We start from the raw sequence: 22,228 nt of genomic DNA on the forward strand, positions 1-22,228 counted from the left end.
TGACAATGGCACGAATGAAATTTCTATGTGACACCAAACGCTGTATCGAGTGTAACGGCTGTGTTACTGCATGTAAGAACGAAAACGACGATGCGCTTGAATGGGGCATTCAACGTCGCCGCGTGGTAACACTAAACGACGGTGAAGCTGGTGAAAACTCTATCTCTGTTGCTTGTATGCACTGTACCGATGCGCCTTGTATGGCAGTTTGTCCAGCTGATTGTTTCGAGCATACCGAAGACGGCATCGTTCTTCACAATAAAGATCTGTGTATCGGTTGTGGTTACTGTTTGTTTGCTTGTCCGTTTGGCGCACCTCAGTTCCCTAAACAAGAAGCGTTTGGCGAACGTGGCAAAATGGATAAATGTACTTTCTGCGCGGGCGGCCCAGAAACAGAGCCTGGCTCTGAGGAAGAGCGCCAAAAATACGGTGCGAACCGTATCGCAGAAGGCAAGTTACCGATGTGTGCATCGCTTTGTTCAACCAAAGCGCTGCTTGCGGGTGACGCAGAGAAAGTCTCTGACATTTTCCGTCAACGTGTGGTAGAACGCGGCGCGAAAAACGCAGGTTGGACAGACGGAAACGATCTTTCTTACGATGCGACGAAAAGCTAAGTAAGGAGAGGCACATGTTAAACACGCTTAAACGTGCATCTCTAGCAATGCTGTCAATGATGACGGCATTGCTGCTGACTTTTGCAATGCCTGCTTCAGCAGAGGAACAATCTTCTAAAGTTATTCAACAGGAGATCACGCAACTCGCCGGGGCAGACTATTGGCGCGAAGTCAGAGAGGGGCAAGAAGGCTACACCACGTCTCAATCGCCAGAACATGGCGTATTGATCAGTAAACCCGGTGAGACTTGGTACATTCTAAAAGAGAAATGGATGTCTCCTGCTGGTGCTGTCGCGATTTTCGGCAGTATCGCGATGGTTATCATGGCTTACGTATTTGTTGGCCCTTTGATGCTAAGTAAGCCTCGTACAGGCAAAAAGATGAAGCGTTGGTCTCGTTTAGACCGCGCGCTTCACTGGAGTATGGCGTTTACATTCTTAACGTTGGCATTCAGTGGTTTGATGCTGGTTTACGGTAAGCACTTCTTAAAACCGTACGTTCCTACTGAGTTCTGGGGCTTTATCGTCATGTTGGCGAAGCAGTACCACAATTACATGGGACCATTGTTCTTCATTTTACTGATGCTCGTGCTCTTTAAATGGTGGCGCAAGTCGATTCCAAACATGACAGATGTTCGTTGGTTTATGAAAATGGGCGGCATGGTTGGTAAACACAAAGGCACACATCCGTCAGCTGGTTTCTCAAACGGTGGTGAGAAGGCAATCTATTGGTTGTTAATCTTCTTTGGTGCTATCGCGGCAGTGAGTGGCTTAGTTCTGGACTTTCCTATCTTTGGCCAAACTCGCCGTGACATGGAGCTTTCTAACTTAGTTCATGCGATTTCGGCGCTGATTCTAATCTGTGGCTTTATCTTCCACATCTATATTGGTCTATTCGGTATGGAAGGTGCGCTAGAAGGCATGGTGACAGGTGAAGTTGATGAAACATGGGCGAAAGAGCATCACGATCTTTGGTATGAGGAAGTGAAGTCCAAAGAAGCGATGGGTGAAACAGATACGGCACAAACGGAAGTAAAAGGAGCGAAAGCGAATGAACAAACCTCATAACGGGATTTGGGTTGCGTACATCCTGAGCTGTCTGACCCCGTTTACGTTTCTGATCTCAGGCGTTATCGCAATTATCTATGCGGGTTACCGATTAGATAAGGGAGAAGACAGCGACGTAGTGATTTCTCATTACTACGGTTTAATTCGCACCTTCTTTCTCTACCTGACGTTTTTTGTTGTGTTGATCGTCACCGTCGCGACTTCTAACGGTGTACTCGTTGGCGTGAGTGATTATTGGTTGCATAGTACTTTGCTTGAAACCATCGCTTACTTTATTCCTTGGGTAGGGATGGTGTTTGCTGCATTAGCCATCTTGGTGTGGTTTATGCGAATGTTTCAAGGGATGCAGCAACTGCTCAATAACCAACCACACAGACCATCGACAGGTCCAAACCTTTAATCAGTATTCTTTAAGCAAAACCGCCGTAATAGGCGGTTTTTTTGTTGCTGTTTTGTCTCAAATATGAAGCGTTGAGTCGCAGTGGTGATACTTGATGCAACTTATTGAGTGAATTTACGTAACTGGGCAGAAAATCATAGTTAAGTAAGAAACATGTAAAAAAATCGCGTCACGATGAGACATTAGTCTCACTCACGCTATTGTTCATTTACTCAGGATTCATCGTCCCGTTAAAGTACGCTGCGCTCAGAAATTCAAAGAGTTGCATACGTGAAAATTGCCATCAATACATTCAGTCTACGCATACAGAGGAATCTCTATCGGAGGATGTTTGATTAAGGCATCTTGCTCTCACAAATAAAAAGAGCGAAACGAGCATTAAATGATGCGGCAAGGTAAGAAAAGGACAAACACGTTACGGCTATGATCCCTCAATTCGTCATTCCTATCACGAATCGCTTTGGCGAAAGTTATCACTTCTCTGGTCAGTTACTTACTAGCGGCGAACCTAAAACATTCGTGACCAAACAAGAGGCAATAGAGTTTCTTGAGAGCTTTGGTGAGCTTGACCTTCGCTCTGTCGAGGACTTGTTCTATACGATTGGTCAATTCAAGCCAAACATACCTGACGGTGAGCTTACTTCCCAACACTATAATTCAACGTTTGCCAATGCTTTGGTGAACGGTGATTTGCATGTCGCTCGAATTGTACCTACCGGCGAAAACTACGCACTCTCGTCAGCGGTTACGCCTCCACCGACTCAAAATACCGTCAATGCAAAACCATCGAAGGGAAAGGGGAAGTCGAATAAAAAGAGTGGCAGAAGTGCCGCATCCGCCAAGCCTCAGCAACAAAGCAGCGAAAAACATGAGAAAGCCGGTGATCCTGTATCACTTGTGACGGGTGAAGAAATTCTCGAACTCTATGATATCGAGCTACAACAAGGTACTACTTGGCAGCGTACTTACCGCTCTTCGCAGTCGGATGTAAATCATGGAATGGGCTTTGGTTGGCGACATGCATTTCAGTTTGAATTACGCGAAAAGACGAACGAGAAAGACAATGTTATCGCTTGGGAGTTTGTTGACGATAAGGCCGATATCACAGAATTTGAGCCAGTAGATATTGGAGCAACAAGTTATCAAATATACGCTGGTGCGAGCTGTTATTTCCTGAGCTCAACAACTCGGATTGTAACGCTCGCTAATGGGCATCAATATCGGTTTGAGCAAAAAGATGATCGCTGGCTTGTTAAACAAGTTAGAAATGGCACGTTTTCAACGTTTCAATTGCAGTATTCTCGAAACCATCGATTGATCGAGATCGCATATAACAAGCGTCCGGTTCTTGAATGTCAATATGATAAGCAAGGACGCCTTGTAGAACTGCTTAATGCAAAGTCCCAAAAAGTTCTGACAACTTATACCTATGATGAGCACGATGATTTGGTCAGTGCAACTAATCATTTAGGCTTAAAGGAACAGTATCAATACCGCGGCCATTTAATTGTTAAGCGTGTACGACCAACTGGCTTTACTCATTATTTTGAATGGGATGGCGAAGGTGCTAACGCGAAATGCATCAGGAACGTTGGGGACGCAGGAATTTATGACTATCGCTTCCATTATCAGGGAAATCACTCTTCTTATTCTGACTCGTTAGATCATCAATGGTCTTTCTTGCATGACGAGCAGGGTAACTTACTCGAGAAAATAAGCCCCACAGGTAAAACTTGGCGATGGCAATATGATGAATTAGGAAGAAAAGCACAAGCTATCTATCCTGATCAGTCAACGGTCAATTATCAATATAATCAGCATGGTCAATTGGTTTCTAAGTTTCATTCCTCTGGCAAAGAAATTCAATATGGCTATGACGGCTTAGGTAAGTTAGTTAAAACGGTTTCGCCAGATGGGGATATCGAGAAGGCTTACTACAATAGCCTCGGTCAAAGAGTTTGGGATACCGACCAGTTTGGCTGTGTCACGGAATATGATTACGATAAACACGGGCAAGTCGTCAAAAAAGAGTCTGAAGATGGTAAGAAAAGTCAATGGTGGTGGGATGAACAACAAAGACTTATCGCGAATGAAATAGACGGTACATTACTTCGTTACAGCTACAATGAAGAAGATTTAGTGAATGGCGTTGCTTATCCCGATGGGTGTATTGCTCAACTCGCTTATGATCAATTTGGCAGGCGTACATCAGTTCGTTATTTTAACGACGAAGACAAAGTCGGTTATAGCGAAGAATATTCTTACGATGAGCACAGTCGTGTTGCTCAGATTCGGACGCCAGCAGGCATTACCTCGTATCAATGGGGAGCACTCGCGCAACAAGAAGCAGTCATCTTTCCCGATGGCAGCCATATTTCTTACGAATACGATCAACAACGTAACCTGACTAAATTAGTTCGGAGTGACGGCTTAGAGTTCGAATTCCTGTATGACGATGAAGGCCAGCTATCAGGAACTATTGGGTTTGATAATCTACAAAGCCAATTTGATTATGATCATATGGGGCGGCTCCATCGTAAGCAAGTCGCCGATAGAACGGTGCTGTATCGCTATGACGCTGCGGGTTATCTCATGCACGTCAAAGCAGGAAATGGTAGCAGTATTGTAGAGAACCACTTCAATTATACGCTTGGTGGGCGACTTACTTTAGCATCCAATCGCCATCAAACATTGCAATACCAATACTCTTCATTTGGGCATTTAACAAAGCGCATTCAAGGCCAGTTTGAGATAGCGCAGGAGTTTAACAGAGTTGGCCAACGCGTATCTCAGGTACTGCCAGATAATACGGAACTGAACTTCTCTTACGATCGATATGGGCGTTTTTCAGCGATTCGGTTTGGAAACCTAGATTTACCTCAAATCAAATTTCATTACGATGAAATGGGACGAGTTTCCCAAATTGAAACGGCATATTTTAATGAGCGCATCATTTATGATGGTGTTGGTCGTTTGGTTGAACAGCATTGGCCAGATAGAGAGAAAAAGTACGTTTACAACGCACAAAACCGTATTTCATCAATCATTGATAATACGGCAGGAGCAACGCACTATCAGTACGATACCTTAGGGCAACTTAAACGAGTCAATGCTTCCGGAGATGTGACTAAATTTGAATACGATAGTTTTGGCAATCCTACTTTGCCAACTTCAGATGTATTCGCTGATCGTATTGAAGTACACGATGATGTACGGTTCAAATATGACGCGCAAGGAAACCAGACAAAACGTGAGGGGCAAGGACACGTTCAGACTCGCGTATTTGATGCGTTAAATCAGCTCATTGAAGTTCACACCGACGATGGTATCAGTCAATATGAATATGATGCATTAGGGCGCAGAACGAAAAAAATTACACAAAAAGGCGTTAAGGAGTTCCTGTGGGAAGGTGAACGTTTAATTGGTGAACGCTCTTCAGGTGCTTTCCGTTGGTACCTATATCAACCCGAAACTTACACGCCAGTGGCACTGCTAGAAAATGACGTTATTTATTGGTACCAGTGCGATCAAGTTGGTAAACCAGAGCGACTAATCGATTGCGAAGGGAATGTTGTATGGAGTGCCAGCTACGATGCTAACGGCTTTGCTCATGTACATATTGAAAATGTAGCAAATCCACTGCGTTTTCAAGGACAGTACTTCGATCAAGAAACCAACTTACATTACAACCTCGCTCGGTATTACGATCCTAAGCTAGGACGCTTTATCCAACAAGATCCGATATCTATTGCTGGTGGTATTAATCATTACCAATATGCAGTCAACCCAATTCAATGGATTGACCCAACAGGTTTCCTATGTGAAGAAGGGCTAAAACGCTTGGGTCAAATGTTGGCAGAGTATCAGGCGCAAAGCGACGTCCCCCAAGAGGTTTGCGATCAGATTTTAGAGGCAGCAAAAGAGTCATCCGTCGGAGAAGATGGCGTTCGCTCGCAAGTCAAAATCCGAAAACCCAAAGGTAAAAATCATATTCGATATGAATACGATTTAGACCATATTGATTGCGAAAGAAACGAGATTACTTTTTATCGTCATATCAATCATTCAGATGGCAGCCGACACGAAGTGCAGTATGTTGTTGGGATTGAGGAGTTTGTCAATGCGCATGTTTTTGACTCAGAGAAAGTTGGCGGGGAAGAAGGTTGCACGATCTTTACTGAAGATCTTGTGCTAAATAAAGCAGAGTATAAAGAAAACTCTGAACTCAATACGAGTGATTATGAGCTAACAGAAAGAAACAAAGCAAAAATTGATGAATGCTTGAAAGAGCGTCAAGAGGCAATGGACGCTCGATCTGGCGAAGAGGGATATAACGCTCAAATTGGTAATATTAACCAACAGTCTGCAAAAATAGGTGAGTTGGCCGCGGATGACTTTGTCCGGAGTAAACGTCCTAATGCTAAGCTGCTTCATCCCAAAGATATTGGAACCTCAATTTCGAAGCCGGGCGACTTTGATATGGTTTACGAGGTGGAAGAGCCACCACCAGGTGAAATTATCATTGTTGAGGCCAAAGGGGGGAGCAGTCCTTTGGGTAGTAGAAAAATTGGAAACGAAGCGTATCAGCAAGGGACTAGTAAATATGCTGAAGAAATCACTAAGCTAATGTCTGAAAACGAAGATGAAACGACAGAAAAAATAGCTGCGAAAAAAATCAGAGATGCATCTTCATTCGGTATTCCGATACGGTATATTCACACCAAGGCGAGTATTCCGGAAACAGGTGATGCATCAGATATAAAAGTAGGAATAGCTGAGTTTAAAATTGATTAAGAAGGGTTAGTTCAACAATGCAAGGTAAAAAGCCAATCAAAATTATAGAGCGTACAGCAAGGCCCAAGTTAGATGATAATAGCATTGCTTCTGAGAAAGATTATATCAATCGAATCTTAGATAAAAGAAAAGAAGGGCTCAAAATTAGGCGAGAGAACTTGATTAGCTTTGGAGATTATGCATTCGAGCAAGTGCGCTGGTTTACGTGGTATCAAGCTTCATCTGAAGACGAAAAAATTTGTACATTACGCCTTTACGAAACTTCGTTGATGAATGCTTGTTATCATAGCCTTGCAATACATCCCAGTGATGAATTAACCATAAAGATCCTCGGCTATCCTGAAGTAACATGGAAAGGCGAAGGTATTTTAAAAACAGGCTTCATTTGTCCTTCAATGTGGTTAGATGCCTATTTTACCTCTGTCATCGTCCGTGACAAAGCTAGCATGGATGTGTTGGCAAACTTTCCTATTTCTTTGATGAGACAGAGCTCTACCAAAGCGGGTGAGCTGTCTTATATGCTAGTAGACGTCATTCAGTCGTTCCACAATCGCACATCAGATTATCCTGATAAGCTGGTTTCAGCAATGGACGCGGCGGTAGCTCAAGGAGATAACTGGGCGTTGGAAATTGCGATGGGGATCCTAGAAACCTTCGCAGCGCTCACTACTAATATTGGTTATGATTTTGAGGAAGCGCTCGTTAAAAACCTACAGTTCCAAGAGAAATATCATCTTAGAGAATTAGGACCAGATAGGATAGGCATCAGAACTTTTATCAACTTCCCTCTGCTTGGCATGGCTTGCATGTGGTACGACAAAGGCAACCGTCTATCTGTTGAAACTGGTTGGCTTCCTCCCTATCTTGTCGAAGGACGTTGGTTAGAAGATGTAAAAGCAGGGAAGATCACTCGATAAACCCCTTTAGTTAGCAATTCCGTATATGAGCCACCTCTCATGGGGTGGCTTTTACGTTTATGGTAGAGAGTTTGCTGTTTGTTGAACCATATAGTGCGCATTGTGTTGGTGCACTAAAACCATATTGGTGCATTTATTAGCATGTTAAACACCATTTCAAGAATACGTAATTTTATTAAAGTTCATACAAAACAATAAATTAAAGCGTAAGTGTTAGAAATATAAATTATGGAATGAGAATTGCTCTGTTAGACGCTCTATAAATTAAGTTCACCAAATTGGTGATGAGCCTAACTTTGATGCACAGGATAAGTGCGCTACAGATCAACGGAGACAATCATAATGAGTGTAACTGCCAATCAGGTACACGGCGCTGTACAAACTCTCACGCAAAGTTCCGACACACTTTTCTTACTACTTGGCGCAATCATGGTTTTTTTGATGCATGCTGGTTTTGCTTTTCTTGAAGTAGGAACCGTGCGCCAAAAGAACCAAGTTAATGCTTTAGTTAAAATCTTGGCCGATTTCGGTATATCCGCCATCGCGTATTTTTTCATTGGATACTGGGTCGCTTATGGCGGCACCTTCTTCGCTGATGCTGAGACATTATCTCAAGGCAATGGTTACGAGTTAGTGAAGTTCTTTTTCTTGCTGACCTTCGCTGCAGCGATTCCCGCTATTGTTTCAGGTGGTATCGCAGAACGAGCTCGTTTTTATCCGATTTTAATCGCAACATTTTTCACTGTCGGTATTGTATACCCACTATTTGAGGGAATGATCTGGAACGGAAACTTTGGTGTTCAAGCTTGGTTTGAAAATACCTTTGGTTATGGCTTCCACGATTTTGCAGGTTCAGTCGTTGTGCATGGTGTTGGCGGCTGGATAGCGCTTGTTGCCGTCGTGTTTTTGGGCATGAGAAAAGGCAGAGTTCGAGCAGGAAAGCACACCAACTTTGCACCTTCGAATATTCCGTTTTTGGCTTTGGGAGCTTGGGTCTTATGTGTGGGGTGGTTTGGCTTCAACGTCATGTCAGCTCAAACTGTGTCAGGCATAAGTGGCTTGGTGGCTATGAACTCATTGATGGCAATGGTCGGGGGCATTGTCGCGTCACTGTTGGCTGGTAAGAATGACCCTGGCTTTATTCATAACGGCCCACTAGCTGGCTTGGTTGCTGTATGTGCGGGCTCAGACTTAATGCATCCTATCGGTGCTTTAGTGACAGGTGCGATTGCTGGCGTGCTATTTGTTTATCTTTTTACCCACCTACAAAACAAAACCAAGATTGATGATGTGCTAGGTGTCTGGCCTTTACACGGTGTATGTGGCGCTTGGGGTGGTATTGCCGCTGGGATTTTTGGTCAAAGCGCATTGGGTGGGCTAGGTGGCGTGAGCATTATCGTTCAGCTTCTAGGAACGCTTTTGGGCCTTTCCATCGCAGCGCTTGATGCACTTGTAGTCTACGGTGCGATTAATACCAGTATGGGACTGAGGCTTTCAGAAGAAGACGAATTCAATGGCGCTGACCTAGCCATTCATAAAATATCTTCGACCAACGAGGATTGAGGCCAATATGGGAGCGGCATAAAGCCGCTCTTTTAGCAATTGTCTTTCTTGGCTTGGCCCGGAGGACAGAAATTACCATTACCTCGATGGTCATCATCATTGGTGCTGACTCTTACCTTTACATCATCGACTTCGCCTTCAACATTGGTAAGTTGACAGCCTGCCAAAGTCAGAAGCAATGTAAACGTTAGAGATACTTGTCTCATTGCTGTTCCTCTTAAATTGTAATTCTAATAGTGACCATTACGACTATGGTCTAATCCATATTACTACTGTTGCTATTCTTTCAGTGTTAAGCTAATGAAAAAACAGCAAGGATGAGTTATGAATTTCCCTTATAGAAATATTGTAGTACTTACTGGTGCAGGTATCTCGGCCGAATCTGGTATTCAAACATTTCGTGCGCAAGATGGCCTATGGGAGAATCACCGTATCGAAGATGTAGCAACGCCTGAAGGGTTTGCTCGCGATCCGGACCTTGTTCAAGACTTTTACAACCAACGCCGCAAGAAACTTCAAGATAATGCGATAAAGCCTAATGCAGCGCATGAAGCATTAGGTCGTTTAGAGGCTGAGTTAGAAGGTAAAGTGACGGTCATCACTCAAAATATAGACAACCTTCACGAAAGAGGCGGCAGTCAGAATGTGATTCACATGCATGGTGAGTTGCTCAAGGCGCGCTGTAGTGAATCTAACCAAGTAGTAGAGCACAATGAGGACATTAAGACAGGCGAACTTTGTCACTGTTGTCAGATCCCTTCACAAATGCGACCACATATTGTTTGGTTTGGTGAAATGCCACTGCGAATGGGTGATATCTACGCGTCATTAGAAGAAGCAGATTTGTTTATTTCTATTGGGACTTCTGGCGTTGTGTATCCCGCAGCAGGTTTTGTTCATGATGCAAAAATGCACGGCGCACATACCATTGAAATTAACCTAGAACCTAGTGCGGTAGAAAGTGAATTTGAGGAAAAACGCTACGGAAAAGCAAGCGTTGAGGTTCCAAAATTAGTTGACGAGATACTGGCTCTAGAAGGAAAAGAAAGAGCGTAATAACTTCAACAGGAAGAGTTTTTGTCTTGTCATTAAGAACAAAAAAGCGGCTCATGAGCCGCTTTTTCATATCTTTAAAACTAACGAATTAGTTGTTCACTTTTAGCTTTTGGAAGTACTCATCGTACATTACGCTCGCTTCGCCAACTTCATCTTGCCAAGTACCGCTGTCCATCACTTCTTGTGGTGGGAAGATGCTTGGATCATTAGCAAATTCTTTCGGTAGCAGATCGTGTGCCGTTTTAACTGGCGTAGGATAACCAATCTCTAGTGCAATCTTAGCTGCGTTCTCAGGACGTAGTAGGAAATCGATCATCTTATGAGCTGCGTCAACGTTCTTCGCACCAGCTGGAATTGCTAGGCTGTCCATCCAGAAGATAGTGCCTTTTTCTGGCCAGATGATGTCGATGTTCGCACCTTCTTGACGAGCCATGTATGCAGAACCGTTCCAAAGCATGCCTAGTGAAACTTCACCCGCAAGGTAAGGGTTTGCAGGAAAGTCTGAGTTAAATACTAATACGTTTGGCATTAGCTTTTTCAGTTCTTCGTAAGCGGCTTTGATTTCTTCTGGGTTAGTCGTGTTTGGTGAGTAACCAAGCTTAGTCAATGCAATGTGGAATACTTCGCGAGAATCATCCATCAGCATTAGTTGACCTTCCCACTTACTATCCCAAAAATCATCCCACTTAGTAACCGATGATTTGTCTAGCATGTCAGCATTGATACCAATACCGGTCGCACCCCAAATGTATGGGATAGAGTAGTTGTTGTTCGGATCGAACGGTTTGTTTAGGAAGTTAGTATCAAGATCGGCAAAATGAGATAATTTCTCTTTGTCGATCTGTTGTAGCATGCCTTCTTTACGCATTTTAGAGACGAAATAGGTAGACGGTACTACCAAGTCGTAACCAGAACCTTGAGTTTTTAGTTTTGCGTACATACTCTCGTTAGATTCGTATGTAGAGTAAATAACTTTGATTCCGGTTTCTTTTGTAAAGTCTTCAAGAACTTCGTTTGGAATGTATTCCGACCAGTTGTAGAAATACAGTTCTTGATCAGCAGCCATTGCAGGGGTAGCGATGAGCGTCGCTGCACATAGAGCGCTTGCGTAGAATTTACTTTTCATTTGTTTTCCGTTTTGTTTCGCGATTGGACAAGTCAATACTAGCTGGAGTTATCGAGTTGAGCCAAATCGCAGTAAGCACAAATATGTTCATTTAGCTTGAATATCGTTGTCTCCTTGTTATGAGACGATAAATCTATGATACCAAGACAAATAAACCTAGCAACGCGCGATTATATCAGCCTAAGACAAAAATAGGCAGCGTATTGCTGCCTATTTTCCTATGGTTGATGACTTGTTACACAAGCTAGATTATTGTCCCGCTTTCAGCTTGAGGAAATAATCTTCGTACTTAACGGTTAGATCACCAACCGCATCTTGCCATTCAACACGGTCAAGGTCTTCTTGAGAAGGGAACAGTGGGGCAACGTCTTTAAACTTAGCATTCGATTCTTCCACCGCCGTTAGGTAGCCAGTATCACGAGAGATTTGCTCTGCGATTTCTGGGCGCAGTAGGAAGTCAATCATCTTGTGAGCGGCTTCTACGTTCTTCGCACCGGAAGAGATAGCGAAGTTATCAACCCAGCCGATACCGCCTTCTTTAGGAAAAACGAGTTTAAGGTTCAGGCCTTCACTTTGTGCCGCTGCGGCGCTACCGCTCCAAAGCATACCAACGCCCACTTCACCAGACATGTAAGGTGCGCCAGGGTTGTCAGAGTTGAAAACTAAAACGTTAGGCATCAACTTTTGTAGCTCAGCGTACGCTTCATCGATTTGCTTAGGGTCTTTTGAGTTACCTGAGTAGCCAAGTTTACGCAGAGCGATATGGAACACTTCACGAGTGTCGTCCATCAACATTACTTGACCTTCAAGCTCAGGCTTCCATAGGTCAGCCCAGCTTTGGAAGTCGTTTGGATCGTACATATCTGCGTTAACCGCTAGGCCTGTAATCGCAACAACGTGTGGGATAGAGTAGTCGTTACTTGGATCGTAAGGCTTGTCTAGGTAGTTTTTATCTAGGTTGCCGAAGTTTTTCAGCTTAGTCTTATCGATCTTTTGTAGCATGCCTTCGTCACGCATCTTCGCCACGAAGTACGTTGAAGGTACTACTAGGTCATAACCTTGGTTATGAGTTTTTAGCTTTGCATACAAAGTTTCGTTCGACTCGTAAGTCGAGTAGATCACTTTGATGCCAGTTTCTTTAGTAAATTGCTCTAGGATATTACTGTTGATGTAAGGACCCCAGTTCATAAATACTAGTTCTTTATCATCCGCTGTCGCTGTACCAGAGAACAGAGAAAGCGCACATGCACTACCAGCTAATAGAGTAGCCCATTTTTTCATTGACGTTAGCTCCAAACCAAACGTTGTCCAATTTTGGACGATAGATAGAAAAACAGAATGGCATGTAACCATTCTGTTTCGTGATGTTAACAGGTGCGGATTCTACTTCACTTTTTCTCTTGCTAGCAACTGAGAAATTACTACCAAGACCAAAGAAACAATCAACATCACCGTTGCTAGGGCGTTCACTTCCGGTGAAATGCCCACCTTAACCATGGAGTAAATCTTCAATGGCAAGATTTCGTATGTTGGACCCGTTACAAACGAGCTGATGATCACATCGTCCAAAGACAGGGTAAAGCTCAATAACCAACCTGCGGCAACCGCTGGTTTAGCGAGAGGAAGGATGATCTGTTTCAAGATAACCCACTCGCTTGCACCAAGGTCTTTTGCTGCTTCCAACATTTTCACATCAAAGCCATTTAAGCGACTGTATACAGTTACCACAACGAATGGTAGACAAAAGGTGATGTGAGCAATCAATAGAGTAAAGAAGCCTAGCTGTGCGCCCAATACAAGGAACAGAGCAAGTAATGAAATCGCCATTACGATATCTGGAGACATCATTACGACAAACAGCATGCCGTTTACCGCGCCTTTACCTTTGAACGAGTAACGGAATAAAGCAACAGCCGTCAAGCTACCAATAATGGTTGCAGCTGTCGCTGAAAATACCGCTACGCTCAATGAATGCCATGCAGCCTGCATTAGGCTGTCGTTATTTACTAAAGTTTCGTACCATTTCGTGGTGAAACCGCCCCATTTCATACCAAATTTATTGGCATTAAATGAGTTAACAATTAAGACGATGATTGGCAGATACAAAAATGCATATACCAGCGCCATAAAGCTAAATCTAACTGTGCGTCCCATTAGTCTAGCTCCACTTTCTTATTCAATAGTTTGCCTGCTCTGTAGTAAGCGTAAAGCATCACAGCCATTGCGAAGGTGAGGGCGATACTGGTCGCAGCACCAAATGGCCAGTCACGAGCGTTCAATACTTGGCTCTTAATAACGTTACCAATCAGTAGGTTCTTCGCACCACCAAGAAGGTCAGAGATGTAGAACATACCTAGTGCTGGTAGCAGAACCAACAAACAACCACCGATAATGCCAGGCATTGTAAGAGGTAGAATCACTTTCGTAATGGTTTGGAACTTGTTCGCACCAAGATCTTTCGCCGCCTCGATATAAGTGTTGTCCAACTTCTCGATTGCCGAGTAAAGCGGCAGAATCATAAATGGAAGCAGGATGTACACAAGACCAATCATTACTGCTGTTTCGGTGTACATAATACGTAATGGCTTATCGATGATTTCCATCGCCATTAATGATTTGTTCAAAATACCTTGTGTACCCAGAACAATCTTCAGGCCGTAAGTACGGATAAGAGAGTTTGTCCAAAAAGGTACGATAACTAAGAACAACATGAATGGGCGCCATTTCTCTGGCATTTTCGCTATGATGTAAGCAAATGGGTAACCAATTACTAAACACAACAACGTCGCCACAATCGCCATGTAGAACGAGTGCATCAGCACTTTCGCATACAAGGGATCGAGTAGACGTAAGTAGTTGTCGAAAGTAAATGTCATTTCGATTAAGTTTGCTTCATCACGCGTTAAGAAACTCGTACCGATAATCATCACATTTGGTACCAACACGAAAAGTGTTAACCAACCGACGATTAAGGTAATGATCGCGTTTTGAAGATTAATCTTCTTGCTTATCATTGAGGACTACCTCCCAGCTCTCAACCCAAGTGATAGCGACTTTCTGGCCAAGTGAGTGGTCCACATCAGGATCATCTTCGTTAAAGAATTCGCTAACCATTACACGCATGCCTGAATCCAATTGGATAACTGAATCAAGCGTCATACCTTTATAGGTACGCTCTGTTACGTGACCTACGATGCCTTTTTCTTCAGACTCTTTGATCTCTTCGATACGTAAGTCTTCTGGGCGAAGTAGTACTTGCAGTTTTTCACCTGCTTGCGCTTCCTGATCGTAGTAAACAACAGACTCGACACCTTCGATTTCTGCACGGATACGTTTCTCGTCGATACGCTCTAGCATGGTTGCGTTGAATACGTTGATCTCACCGATAAAGCGAGCAACAAATAGGTTCTTCGGCTCTTCGTAAATCTCACGTGGAGAACCATCCTGCTCGATAACACCATCGCGCATTACAATAATGCGGTCAGACATCGATAGGGCTTCTTCCTGATCGTGCGTAACGAAGATAAAGGTAATACCAAGCTGACGCTGAAGCTGTTTAAGCTCGATTTGCATTTGCTTACGCAGTTTGTAATCAAGTGCAGATAGAGATTCATCTAGCAGCAGTACTTTTGGCTTGTTCACAACCGCACGCGCAATGGCGATACGTTGTTGTTGACCACCAGAAAGTTGGTGAGGCTTACGCTGTGCCATTTTTTCTAGGCGAACCATGCGAAGCGCATCCATAACTCGTGGCTCGATCTCTGCTGCAGGTGTTTTCTGCATGCGAAGACCAAAAGCAACGTTTTCAAATACGGTCATATGAGGGAAGAGTGCATAACTCTGAAATACCGTGTTGACGTGCCTTTGCTCTGCAGGAACCTGTGTTACATCCTGGTCATCCAAAATAATTTGACCGTTATCTGCCGTTTCAAAACCTGCAATCATGCGTAAAACTGTTGTCTTACCACAACCAGAAGGCCCGAGAATCGTCAGAAATTCACCATGATTAACATCCAGATTTAAATTACCGATGATTTCCTTCCCATCGAAACTTTTACTAATACCAGATAAACGAATAACTGGCTTTCCTGCTTGCGGTTTTGCGTTCAACGTCTGTATTTCCCCCACGTTCAAGCCGGGATTATCCCAGCTGATGTGACACTAACCATTCACTTTTGAGGCGCGCATCATAATCACCAAAAGTGTGAAATTAAAGCATTTTCTTATCTTGAAACAGAAATAATTTTGCAGGAAAAAGCCATCATTCCTTACCATACTGTTTTTATGAGATTAATTGGCATCTAGACACAGTTTGATAGCACTAAACTTTGTTCAACAATTGTTTCAATTTCATGACCTTGAAAGTGGTCAATTATCAACCATACAGTTGAGATTGCAAGGATTGTAGGTGAGTTGTGATGTTAGATGTGGAAAGATTTCTTTATAATGACGATTACATTAATTGACTGGAATTCCAGTCAAAATTTTACAAGTTAGTCTTGGATAAACTATGAACGACGATTTTGAGAAAGATTTCAATCTTGGGGGGAGTGTAGAGCGAGCTTTGTCTGGCAACTACGAGCTTAAAGCTGGCGCGGTTTTTAACGAAGCTTGGCGAGCAACCATCCAGCACTTTTTATCATTTTCTCCTGCCATTATTGTATTGCTTTTTGTCCAGTTAGGTATTTTCTATATTGCATTAAAACTGCAGTTGGGCGATTTGACCGTTATTCTTGATGCGTTTGAGAACCCAGAGTCGTTCACAAACGATATTGTGTCTTCTATTTATGTCGCGAATTTCAGTTATGAGGTGATTAGCGCCCCAATTTATGCGGGGATAAGTTTGATGGCTATGAGTCATGTCGCTGGCCTGAAGACTAAGTTGCGCCATGTTGGAAAGGGGTTGCAGTTCACCATTCCTGTTATCCTAGCAACGCTCATGAGCTTGATGCTACAAGGTGTGGTTGGTATGATTTTTCCTTTACTGTCGCTGTATCTTTCCTTGGCATTTAGTCACTCTATCTTGTTGATTTGTGAGAAAAGGGTGCCACCAATGCAAGCGTTGCTGTTATCACTTCGCGCAATCAACAAGAAGATTTTTGTGGTCGCGGGGCTTTACTTAGGCGTGATGTTAATGTTTATTATTGCAGCAATGTTCTACGGTATTGGCTTGATTTTTGTGCTGCCATTCTTCTTCCATTTGAAAGGCATACTCTACCGCGAAATGTTTGGAATTAAGCTTAAGATCGTTACAACACAGAAAAACGATAATGATCACGATGGTAACTCACAGGTGTTTGATGCCTAATTCTTTGAAATCAATAAGTTTACGAGTGGCGGCAACCTGTATAGCCGCCACTTTCATTTCTATAGGCCCATATTTACACTACGAGAAACAGTTTAAATATGTGGAAAATCCTGACGTACTCTCTGGCAAGATTAAGCATGTCGATTTATCACACTTGCCATACATCGGTGATATCCCAGACTTCAATTCAATAAAAGATACGAAAGAGAAAAAAGCTGCTTTTTTTGATTTTTTAAGGCCTAAAATTGCTCTTGAGAATCAACGAATTCGTCATGAGCGGGCCTTTCTTACCTCTTTAAAGGTGGGACAAGTGACGCAAGAACAACAAGAGTATGCTCAGCGGTTATCATCTCTGTATTCGTTGCCCTTGAGTAACGATAAGATTGATCAAGCATGGCTAGACGAGATGCTTGTGAGAGTGAACGTCTTACCAGAAGCGTTGGTTCTAACTCAAGCGGCAAATGAATCTGCGTGGGGCACTTCTCGTTTTGCTACTCAAGCAAACAACTTGTTCGGCCAATGGTGTTATAAAAAGGGCTGTGGAATTGTTCCAGCGCAACGTGGCGCTAACAAAGTTCATGAAGTTGAAAAATTCGATTCTGTACAACAGTCTGTTCATGGCTACTTTATGAATGTTAATCGAAACCCAGCGTATGCAGACCTGCGTGAAATCAGAACATCTCTGGCTGAAAAGAACAAGGGCTTGTTAACGGTCGCAACCGCGTCAGAGTTAACGCATGGGTTGCTAGCCTATTCTGAACGTGGCATCGCCTATGTACACGATCTTCGCGCTATGATTCGTCATAACAACGCCTACTGGACGCAATAAAATAACGGATAAAATGAAAAAGTTAAGCCTAAGTCTGTTGGGAAGTGCGGCGCTAATTCTTGCATCGCCGATAACCCAAGCTCAAGAGTACATGTTCACGTACTCAAAGTTATATACTCAACTAAAAAACAACAATAAAGAAGGGCATGACGATGTGAAAGTTGGTGTCTTTTTTGTGGACGCAAAAACTAAACAAATTTGTATGATAGAAAAAGCTTGGATGGAAAAAGAAGAGCACTATGAAGAGTTTGTTATCCCTGCTTCACAAGAGTTGCCTTTACCTGTTGATAAAAACTTAAAGTCAGCGAATCCGTTGGTTTTTGTCGATACCCCAAAAGATACACGTTGCGATTACTCACTTGTTGTGATGACCAAAGAACCATTACAGGGTAACGTTTCTTACGACCAACTTAAGCCTCTTCTACCTCAAATGCAGACGATGCTGGAAGATTTAGGCGGTATGTTTGCGGGTTGGTTTACACCGGAGGTTCAAGGTGTGACGATGGAGTTTGCAAATCAACTGAATGATAAAGTGATTTTCTCAAACGGAACCGAAAAGCCAATTGTCAATGGCAAGATACAAGTCGCACTAAGTGAAATAGGGCAAGGTGGCACAATGACACTACCAGAACCGACGATGCGAGTGTTACCTTATCTACCTAACGCAAAGAAATGAACACTGAACGTTTAGAAAGGGCTGCAATCGCAGCTCTTTTTTAATTTTGACCGTAACTAAAGTATCTTTCACACTCTTTTCTTAAAGACTCAATAAGACAAACATTTAATCCTGCGTAAAAAGCTCGTATAATCCACGCCCCAAAGAAACCCATGTTAGGAAGTCCTAGTCGATTTATCGGCGATGTGAGAGCCCGCAATGAACCAAATAGATACAAGAAAAGAAACCCTAGAATTCAACAAGCTTCAGAAACGCCTAAGAAGACATGTTGGAAATGCCATTACTGATTACAACATGATCGAAGAAGGCGATGTTGTAATGGCATGTATTAGCGGTGGTAAAGATTCATTCGCGATGCTTGATATCCTGCTGAATCTTCAAAAAGCCGCACCGATCAAATTTGAAGTGGTTGCGGTAAACCTAGACCAAAAACAACCGGGCTTCCCTGAGCACATTCTGCCAGAGTATTTCGAAACACTGAATATCCCTTACTATATCGTCGATAAGGACACGTATTCCGTCGTAAAAGAGAAGGTACCAGAAGGCAAAACCACTTGTGGTCTGTGTTCACGCCTGCGACGTGGTACGCTGTATTCATTTGCAGAGAAGATTGGTGCAACTAAGCTTGCGCTAGGTCATCACATGGATGACATCGTCGAAACAATGTTCTTGAATATGTTCCACGGCTCTCGCCTTAAAGCGATGCCACCAAAGCTACGCTCTGATGATGGTCGTAACGTGGTCATTCGTCCATTGACTTACTGTCGTGAAAAAGATCTGATCAAATACGCTGAGCACAAGGATTTCCCAATTATTCCGTGTAACCTTTGTGGCTCTCAAGAGAACCTTCAGCGTCAATCTATAAAAGCAATGTTGATTGAATGGGATAAGAAGACGCCAGGGCGTGTGGAAGCGATTTTTAAATCAATTCAAAACGTAAGCCCAAGCCAACTAGCAGACCGCGAATTGTTCGACTTTGTTAACTTACCGCTAGATCGTGAAGGTAACCGCGAAGAGTATGAATTTAATGAGGCTGTCGTTTCTTCGACGAATATTGATGAATCAATGTTCATCGATGTTACGAACATCTAACTCGTAAAAAAGGAGGTCAATTAGACCTCCTTTTTTGTACCCAACGCTTTAACTGTTCCTAAACAAAAATCCCCCCTGTATTGGGGGATTTATTAGCGCTTATTTGAAAGCGCTCAATACATAACAATACTAAAGAGAGATTAGGTTGCTGTATTTGGGTCGAGAGGGCTAATGTAGCCTTTTGGTTTTAGAGCCAACACGTCGCAATTTATTTTATCAATTACGTGCTCCGCTGTATTACCAATAAAGACAGCAGAAAGCCCTGTTCGCCCTGTGGTACCTAAAATAACCATTGCAGCATTCAAGCGCTCTGCAGCTGCCGGAATGACATCTTCAGGTAAACCTTGCTCAACTATCGTTTGTTCTTCATCAAGACCATGTTTTTGGCGTAGTGCTTTCATAGCCGTTAAATGATGACCTCGCACTGCATCGGTATAAGTCGTTGGGTCAAATTCAGGAAGTTCAATCGTAATGTTCGCCGGTGTAACGGGGTAGGCGTTAACAAGATATGGCTTGGCCTCAAGCCGAGTGGTGATTTCTTTTAATCGCTCGACCATCGTATCGTTGAGATCAATATGAGTCGGGTTTTCTGAGCCCACATGTACTGAGGCAAGGATACTTGCTTGTTCCGGCCAAGCAGCATTCTTAATAAGAAGCACTGGAATAGGGCATTTTCGCAACAAGTGCCAATCTGTCGGTGTAAAAATGACAGACTCTAAAACATCATGCTTACGTGTGCCTTTGATGACTAGGTCATGATTGCCTGCGTAGACTTCAGCAATAATCGCCTCATAAGGACGGTTGTGCCAGACAACACAAACATCAAAGTCGAAGCCATCGTTTAGGTATGGTTGAGCAATTTTACGCATCCACTGCTCACGCTGATGAATGACACCTCGACGCATAGCATCTCTTTCATCCACTGATAGCATTGACGTCATGTCATACGAGAAATCGTAAATGGATAAAAAGAAAGTGATTCGGCTTCTAGATACACTTTTCTGAGCTAATTGAACAGCTCTTGCAAGTGCGGGCTGCTCATCATTATTGATGTCAGCTACAACAAGGATCTTACTGTATATACTCATAACTAAGCCCACTTCTATTGCAAAACCAGATACTGAATGTAAATTAAATCAGTATTTTGGAGTACTCACCGTACATTTTTACTGTAGCTTAGTTTGGAGAACTTTTTGAGGACTTTCGAAAGGAATTTATGAGAAATATGATGTAGCTCATTTTCGAGCTACATCAATAATTAGGGTGTATTATTCTTTAGTTACACCAGCAAGTTCCATCAATGCATCGTGGTCTAAGATAGTGATATATTTACCTTTTACGCTTAGGATCTCAGATTTCTGGAAACGACCTAACAAACGACTGATCGTTTCGACTGTAAGACCAAGGTAGTTGCCAATATCACCACGAGTCATAGTTAAACGAAACTCTCTAGGGCTGAAGCCACGCTGAGAAAAACGCGTTGATAGGTTGTAAAGGAAAGCAGCTAGTCGCTCTTCTGCGTTCTTTTTAGAAAGAAGCAAAATCATTTCCTGATCACCTTTAATTTCGTTACTCATCAAACGCATGATTTGCTGGCGAAGCTTAGGCATTTTACCCGATAGATCGTCTAAAATTTCGTATGGGATTTCACATACCATCGACGTTTCGAGTGCTTGAGCAAAGCTAGGGTGGGAGTCACCAGTGATAGCATCGAAACCGACTAAGTCTCCAGCTAAGTGAAACGCTGTGATTTGCTCATCACCTTGCTCTGTGATCGTATAGCTCTTGATGGTACCAGAGCGGATAGCGTATAGCGATTTTAGCTCATCACCGGCCTTAAAAAGCTCTTGTCCTTTTTGAATAGGCTTCTTACGTTCGATGATTTGGTCAAGCTGGTCAAGTTCTGCCTCATTTAGAGTGAACGGGATACACAGTTGACTAATGCTACAATCTTGGCAATGAATGGCGCAACCGCCTGATTGGATACGCTTTGTTGCAGGTTTTTCAGAAATCATAACAACCTTTCACTATTTGATATACATCAATATTTTAGCATCGCTTAATCCTAAAGGGTAGCAAAAATGTCACCTCAATAGAGTTTAACGTTATATGAAACCGAGTAATGCTAAGGCTCCTACAGCGGTATACGTACCATAGCCAATAAGGATTAATGCTGAAATATTTCTAAATATTAATGATTTTTGTAATTTCTGAAAATGATTGGCACCGTATCCAATAATAAGCATTGCAGGTAGCGTTCCGAGCCCAAACGCAAGCATAATTAGGCCGCCGTTCATCGCACTACCAGAAACCGCCGACCAAGTAAGCGCTGAATAAACTAAACCACATGGTAACCAACCCCAAATAAAGCCAAATGGCAACGCGTGAAGAGGATGCTTTAATGGCAACAAACTCTTCCCTGCCGGCGAGATAAAGCGCCAGAGATACTGCCCTAGCTTTTCTATTAAAAGTAAGCCTTGCCACCATTTAGCAATATACAGCGCGACCAGAATCATGAATAACGCAGCAATCAGCCTTAACCAAGCAAGAGAATTTGTTAACCCACTAAGCTCAGATAAACCTGATATAGCACCACCCACTAATGCTCCTATTAAGGTATAACTGATCAATCGTCCGAGGTTGTAGAAGAGGGGGATAAGAGGGGTGGTTTTATTTTTAGCAGAAGAGCCCATGGTAAGCAGAGACGCGATACCACCACACATACCCATACAATGACCGGCTCCTACTAAGCCGATCATCAACGCACCGATAAAATCAGGAGTCAT

General features: G+C 43.0%; 20 protein-coding genes. 11 read left to right on the plus strand and 9 right to left on the minus strand.

The window, feature by feature from the left end:
* Positions 1-5 precede the first annotated feature (5 nt).
* The 6 genes from fdh3B (at position 6) to R7093_RS16885 (ending at position 9,355) form a co-directional block, all read left to right on the plus strand.
* Positions 6-614, plus strand: coding sequence for a formate dehydrogenase FDH3 subunit beta (gene fdh3B, locus R7093_RS16860; RefSeq protein ID WP_005377536.1), 609 nt, complete (start codon positions 6-8; stop codon positions 612-614).
* 14 nt (positions 615-628) lie between these two features.
* Positions 629-1,681: a formate dehydrogenase subunit gamma gene (locus tag R7093_RS16865; RefSeq protein ID WP_005377534.1), complete on the plus strand. Its 1,053-nt coding sequence runs from the start codon at positions 629-631 to the stop codon at positions 1,679-1,681.
* Positions 1,665-2,081: a membrane protein gene (locus R7093_RS16870; protein ID WP_005377532.1), complete on the plus strand. Its 417-nt coding sequence runs from the start codon at positions 1,665-1,667 to the stop codon at positions 2,079-2,081. Before R7093_RS16865 ends, R7093_RS16870 begins: the two co-directional genes overlap by 17 nt.
* A 423-nt stretch (positions 2,082-2,504) precedes the next feature.
* Positions 2,505-6,875 (plus strand): RHS repeat-associated core domain-containing protein, encoded by a 4,371-nt coding sequence (locus R7093_RS16875; protein ID WP_047102283.1) that lies wholly within the window; start codon positions 2,505-2,507, stop codon positions 6,873-6,875.
* Positions 6,876-6,892: 17 nt separating this feature from the next.
* Complete coding sequence (locus R7093_RS16880; RefSeq protein ID WP_047102285.1) at positions 6,893-7,792, plus strand: immunity 49 family protein; 900 nt, start codon at positions 6,893-6,895, stop codon at positions 7,790-7,792.
* A 342-nt stretch (positions 7,793-8,134) separates the two neighbouring features.
* Complete coding sequence (locus R7093_RS16885) at positions 8,135-9,355, plus strand: ammonium transporter (protein ID WP_318146749.1); 1,221 nt, start codon at positions 8,135-8,137, stop codon at positions 9,353-9,355.
* 32 nt (positions 9,356-9,387) lie between these two features.
* Here the strand turns inward: R7093_RS16885 and R7093_RS16890 are convergent, their stop codons facing one another.
* Complete coding sequence (locus R7093_RS16890) at positions 9,388-9,561, minus strand: hypothetical protein (protein ID WP_005377524.1); 174 nt, start codon at positions 9,559-9,561, stop codon at positions 9,388-9,390.
* A 118-nt stretch (positions 9,562-9,679) separates the two neighbouring features.
* On the opposite strand from R7093_RS16890, the gene cobB reads away from it, so the two are divergent.
* On the plus strand, positions 9,680-10,411 hold the full coding sequence (gene cobB, locus R7093_RS16895; protein ID WP_005377522.1) for a Sir2 family NAD+-dependent deacetylase: 732 nt from the start codon (positions 9,680-9,682) through the stop codon (positions 10,409-10,411).
* 88 nt (positions 10,412-10,499) lie between these two features.
* Here the strand turns inward: cobB and R7093_RS16900 are convergent, their stop codons facing one another.
* The 5 genes from R7093_RS16900 to potA form a co-directional block, all read right to left on the minus strand.
* Positions 10,500-11,537, minus strand: a complete 1,038-nt coding sequence (locus R7093_RS16900) for an extracellular solute-binding protein (RefSeq protein WP_025766646.1) — start codon at positions 11,535-11,537, stop codon at positions 10,500-10,502.
* A gap of 249 nt (positions 11,538-11,786) precedes the next feature.
* Entirely contained in the window at positions 11,787-12,818 is a 1,032-nt protein-coding gene (locus R7093_RS16905; protein WP_047102288.1) for an extracellular solute-binding protein, read from the minus strand.
* Positions 12,819-12,920: 102 nt separating this feature from the next.
* Complete coding sequence (potC, locus tag R7093_RS16910; RefSeq protein ID WP_318146750.1) at positions 12,921-13,691, minus strand: spermidine/putrescine ABC transporter permease PotC; 771 nt, start codon at positions 13,689-13,691, stop codon at positions 12,921-12,923.
* On the minus strand, positions 13,691-14,551 hold the full coding sequence (gene potB / locus R7093_RS16915; protein ID WP_005377512.1) for a spermidine/putrescine ABC transporter permease PotB: 861 nt from the start codon (positions 14,549-14,551) through the stop codon (positions 13,691-13,693). The genes potC and potB overlap by 1 nt, the downstream gene beginning before the upstream one ends.
* Positions 14,532-15,647, minus strand: coding sequence for a spermidine/putrescine ABC transporter ATP-binding protein PotA (potA, locus tag R7093_RS16920; protein ID WP_047102297.1), 1,116 nt, complete (start codon positions 15,645-15,647; stop codon positions 14,532-14,534). The genes potB and potA overlap by 20 nt, the downstream gene beginning before the upstream one ends.
* A 400-nt stretch (positions 15,648-16,047) precedes the next feature.
* Here potA and R7093_RS16925 point away from each other — a divergent pair, with 400 nt between their 5' ends.
* From R7093_RS16925 to ttcA, 4 genes are all read left to right on the plus strand, one after another.
* A complete protein-coding gene (locus R7093_RS16925; protein WP_005377508.1) occupies positions 16,048-16,845 on the plus strand; it encodes a hypothetical protein in 798 nt (265 codons plus the stop codon).
* Positions 16,838-17,674, plus strand: a complete 837-nt coding sequence (locus R7093_RS16930; RefSeq protein ID WP_017634900.1) for a glucosaminidase domain-containing protein — start codon at positions 16,838-16,840, stop codon at positions 17,672-17,674. Before R7093_RS16925 ends, R7093_RS16930 begins: the two co-directional genes overlap by 8 nt.
* A gap of 13 nt (positions 17,675-17,687) precedes the next feature.
* Positions 17,688-18,350, plus strand: coding sequence for a DUF2987 domain-containing protein (locus R7093_RS16935; protein WP_025766641.1), 663 nt, complete (start codon positions 17,688-17,690; stop codon positions 18,348-18,350).
* Positions 18,351-18,548: 198 nt separating this feature from the next.
* Complete coding sequence (gene ttcA, locus R7093_RS16940) at positions 18,549-19,442, plus strand: tRNA 2-thiocytidine(32) synthetase TtcA (RefSeq protein WP_005377502.1); 894 nt, start codon at positions 18,549-18,551, stop codon at positions 19,440-19,442.
* A gap of 140 nt (positions 19,443-19,582) precedes the next feature.
* On the opposite strand, the gene uspE is transcribed toward ttcA, so the two are convergent.
* The 3 genes from uspE to R7093_RS16955 all read right to left on the minus strand — a co-directional run bounded on the left by uspE (position 19,583) and on the right by R7093_RS16955 (position 22,228).
* Entirely contained in the window at positions 19,583-20,530 is a 948-nt protein-coding gene (uspE, locus tag R7093_RS16945) for a universal stress protein UspE (protein WP_005377500.1), read from the minus strand.
* A gap of 180 nt (positions 20,531-20,710) precedes the next feature.
* A complete protein-coding gene (locus R7093_RS16950) occupies positions 20,711-21,457 on the minus strand; it encodes an FNR family transcription factor (RefSeq protein ID WP_005377497.1) in 747 nt (248 codons plus the stop codon).
* A gap of 90 nt (positions 21,458-21,547) precedes the next feature.
* Positions 21,548-22,228, minus strand: coding sequence for a sulfite exporter TauE/SafE family protein (locus R7093_RS16955; RefSeq protein ID WP_318146751.1), 681 nt, complete (start codon positions 22,226-22,228; stop codon positions 21,548-21,550).

It is taken from the genome of Vibrio sp. 1580 (assembly GCF_033340055.1).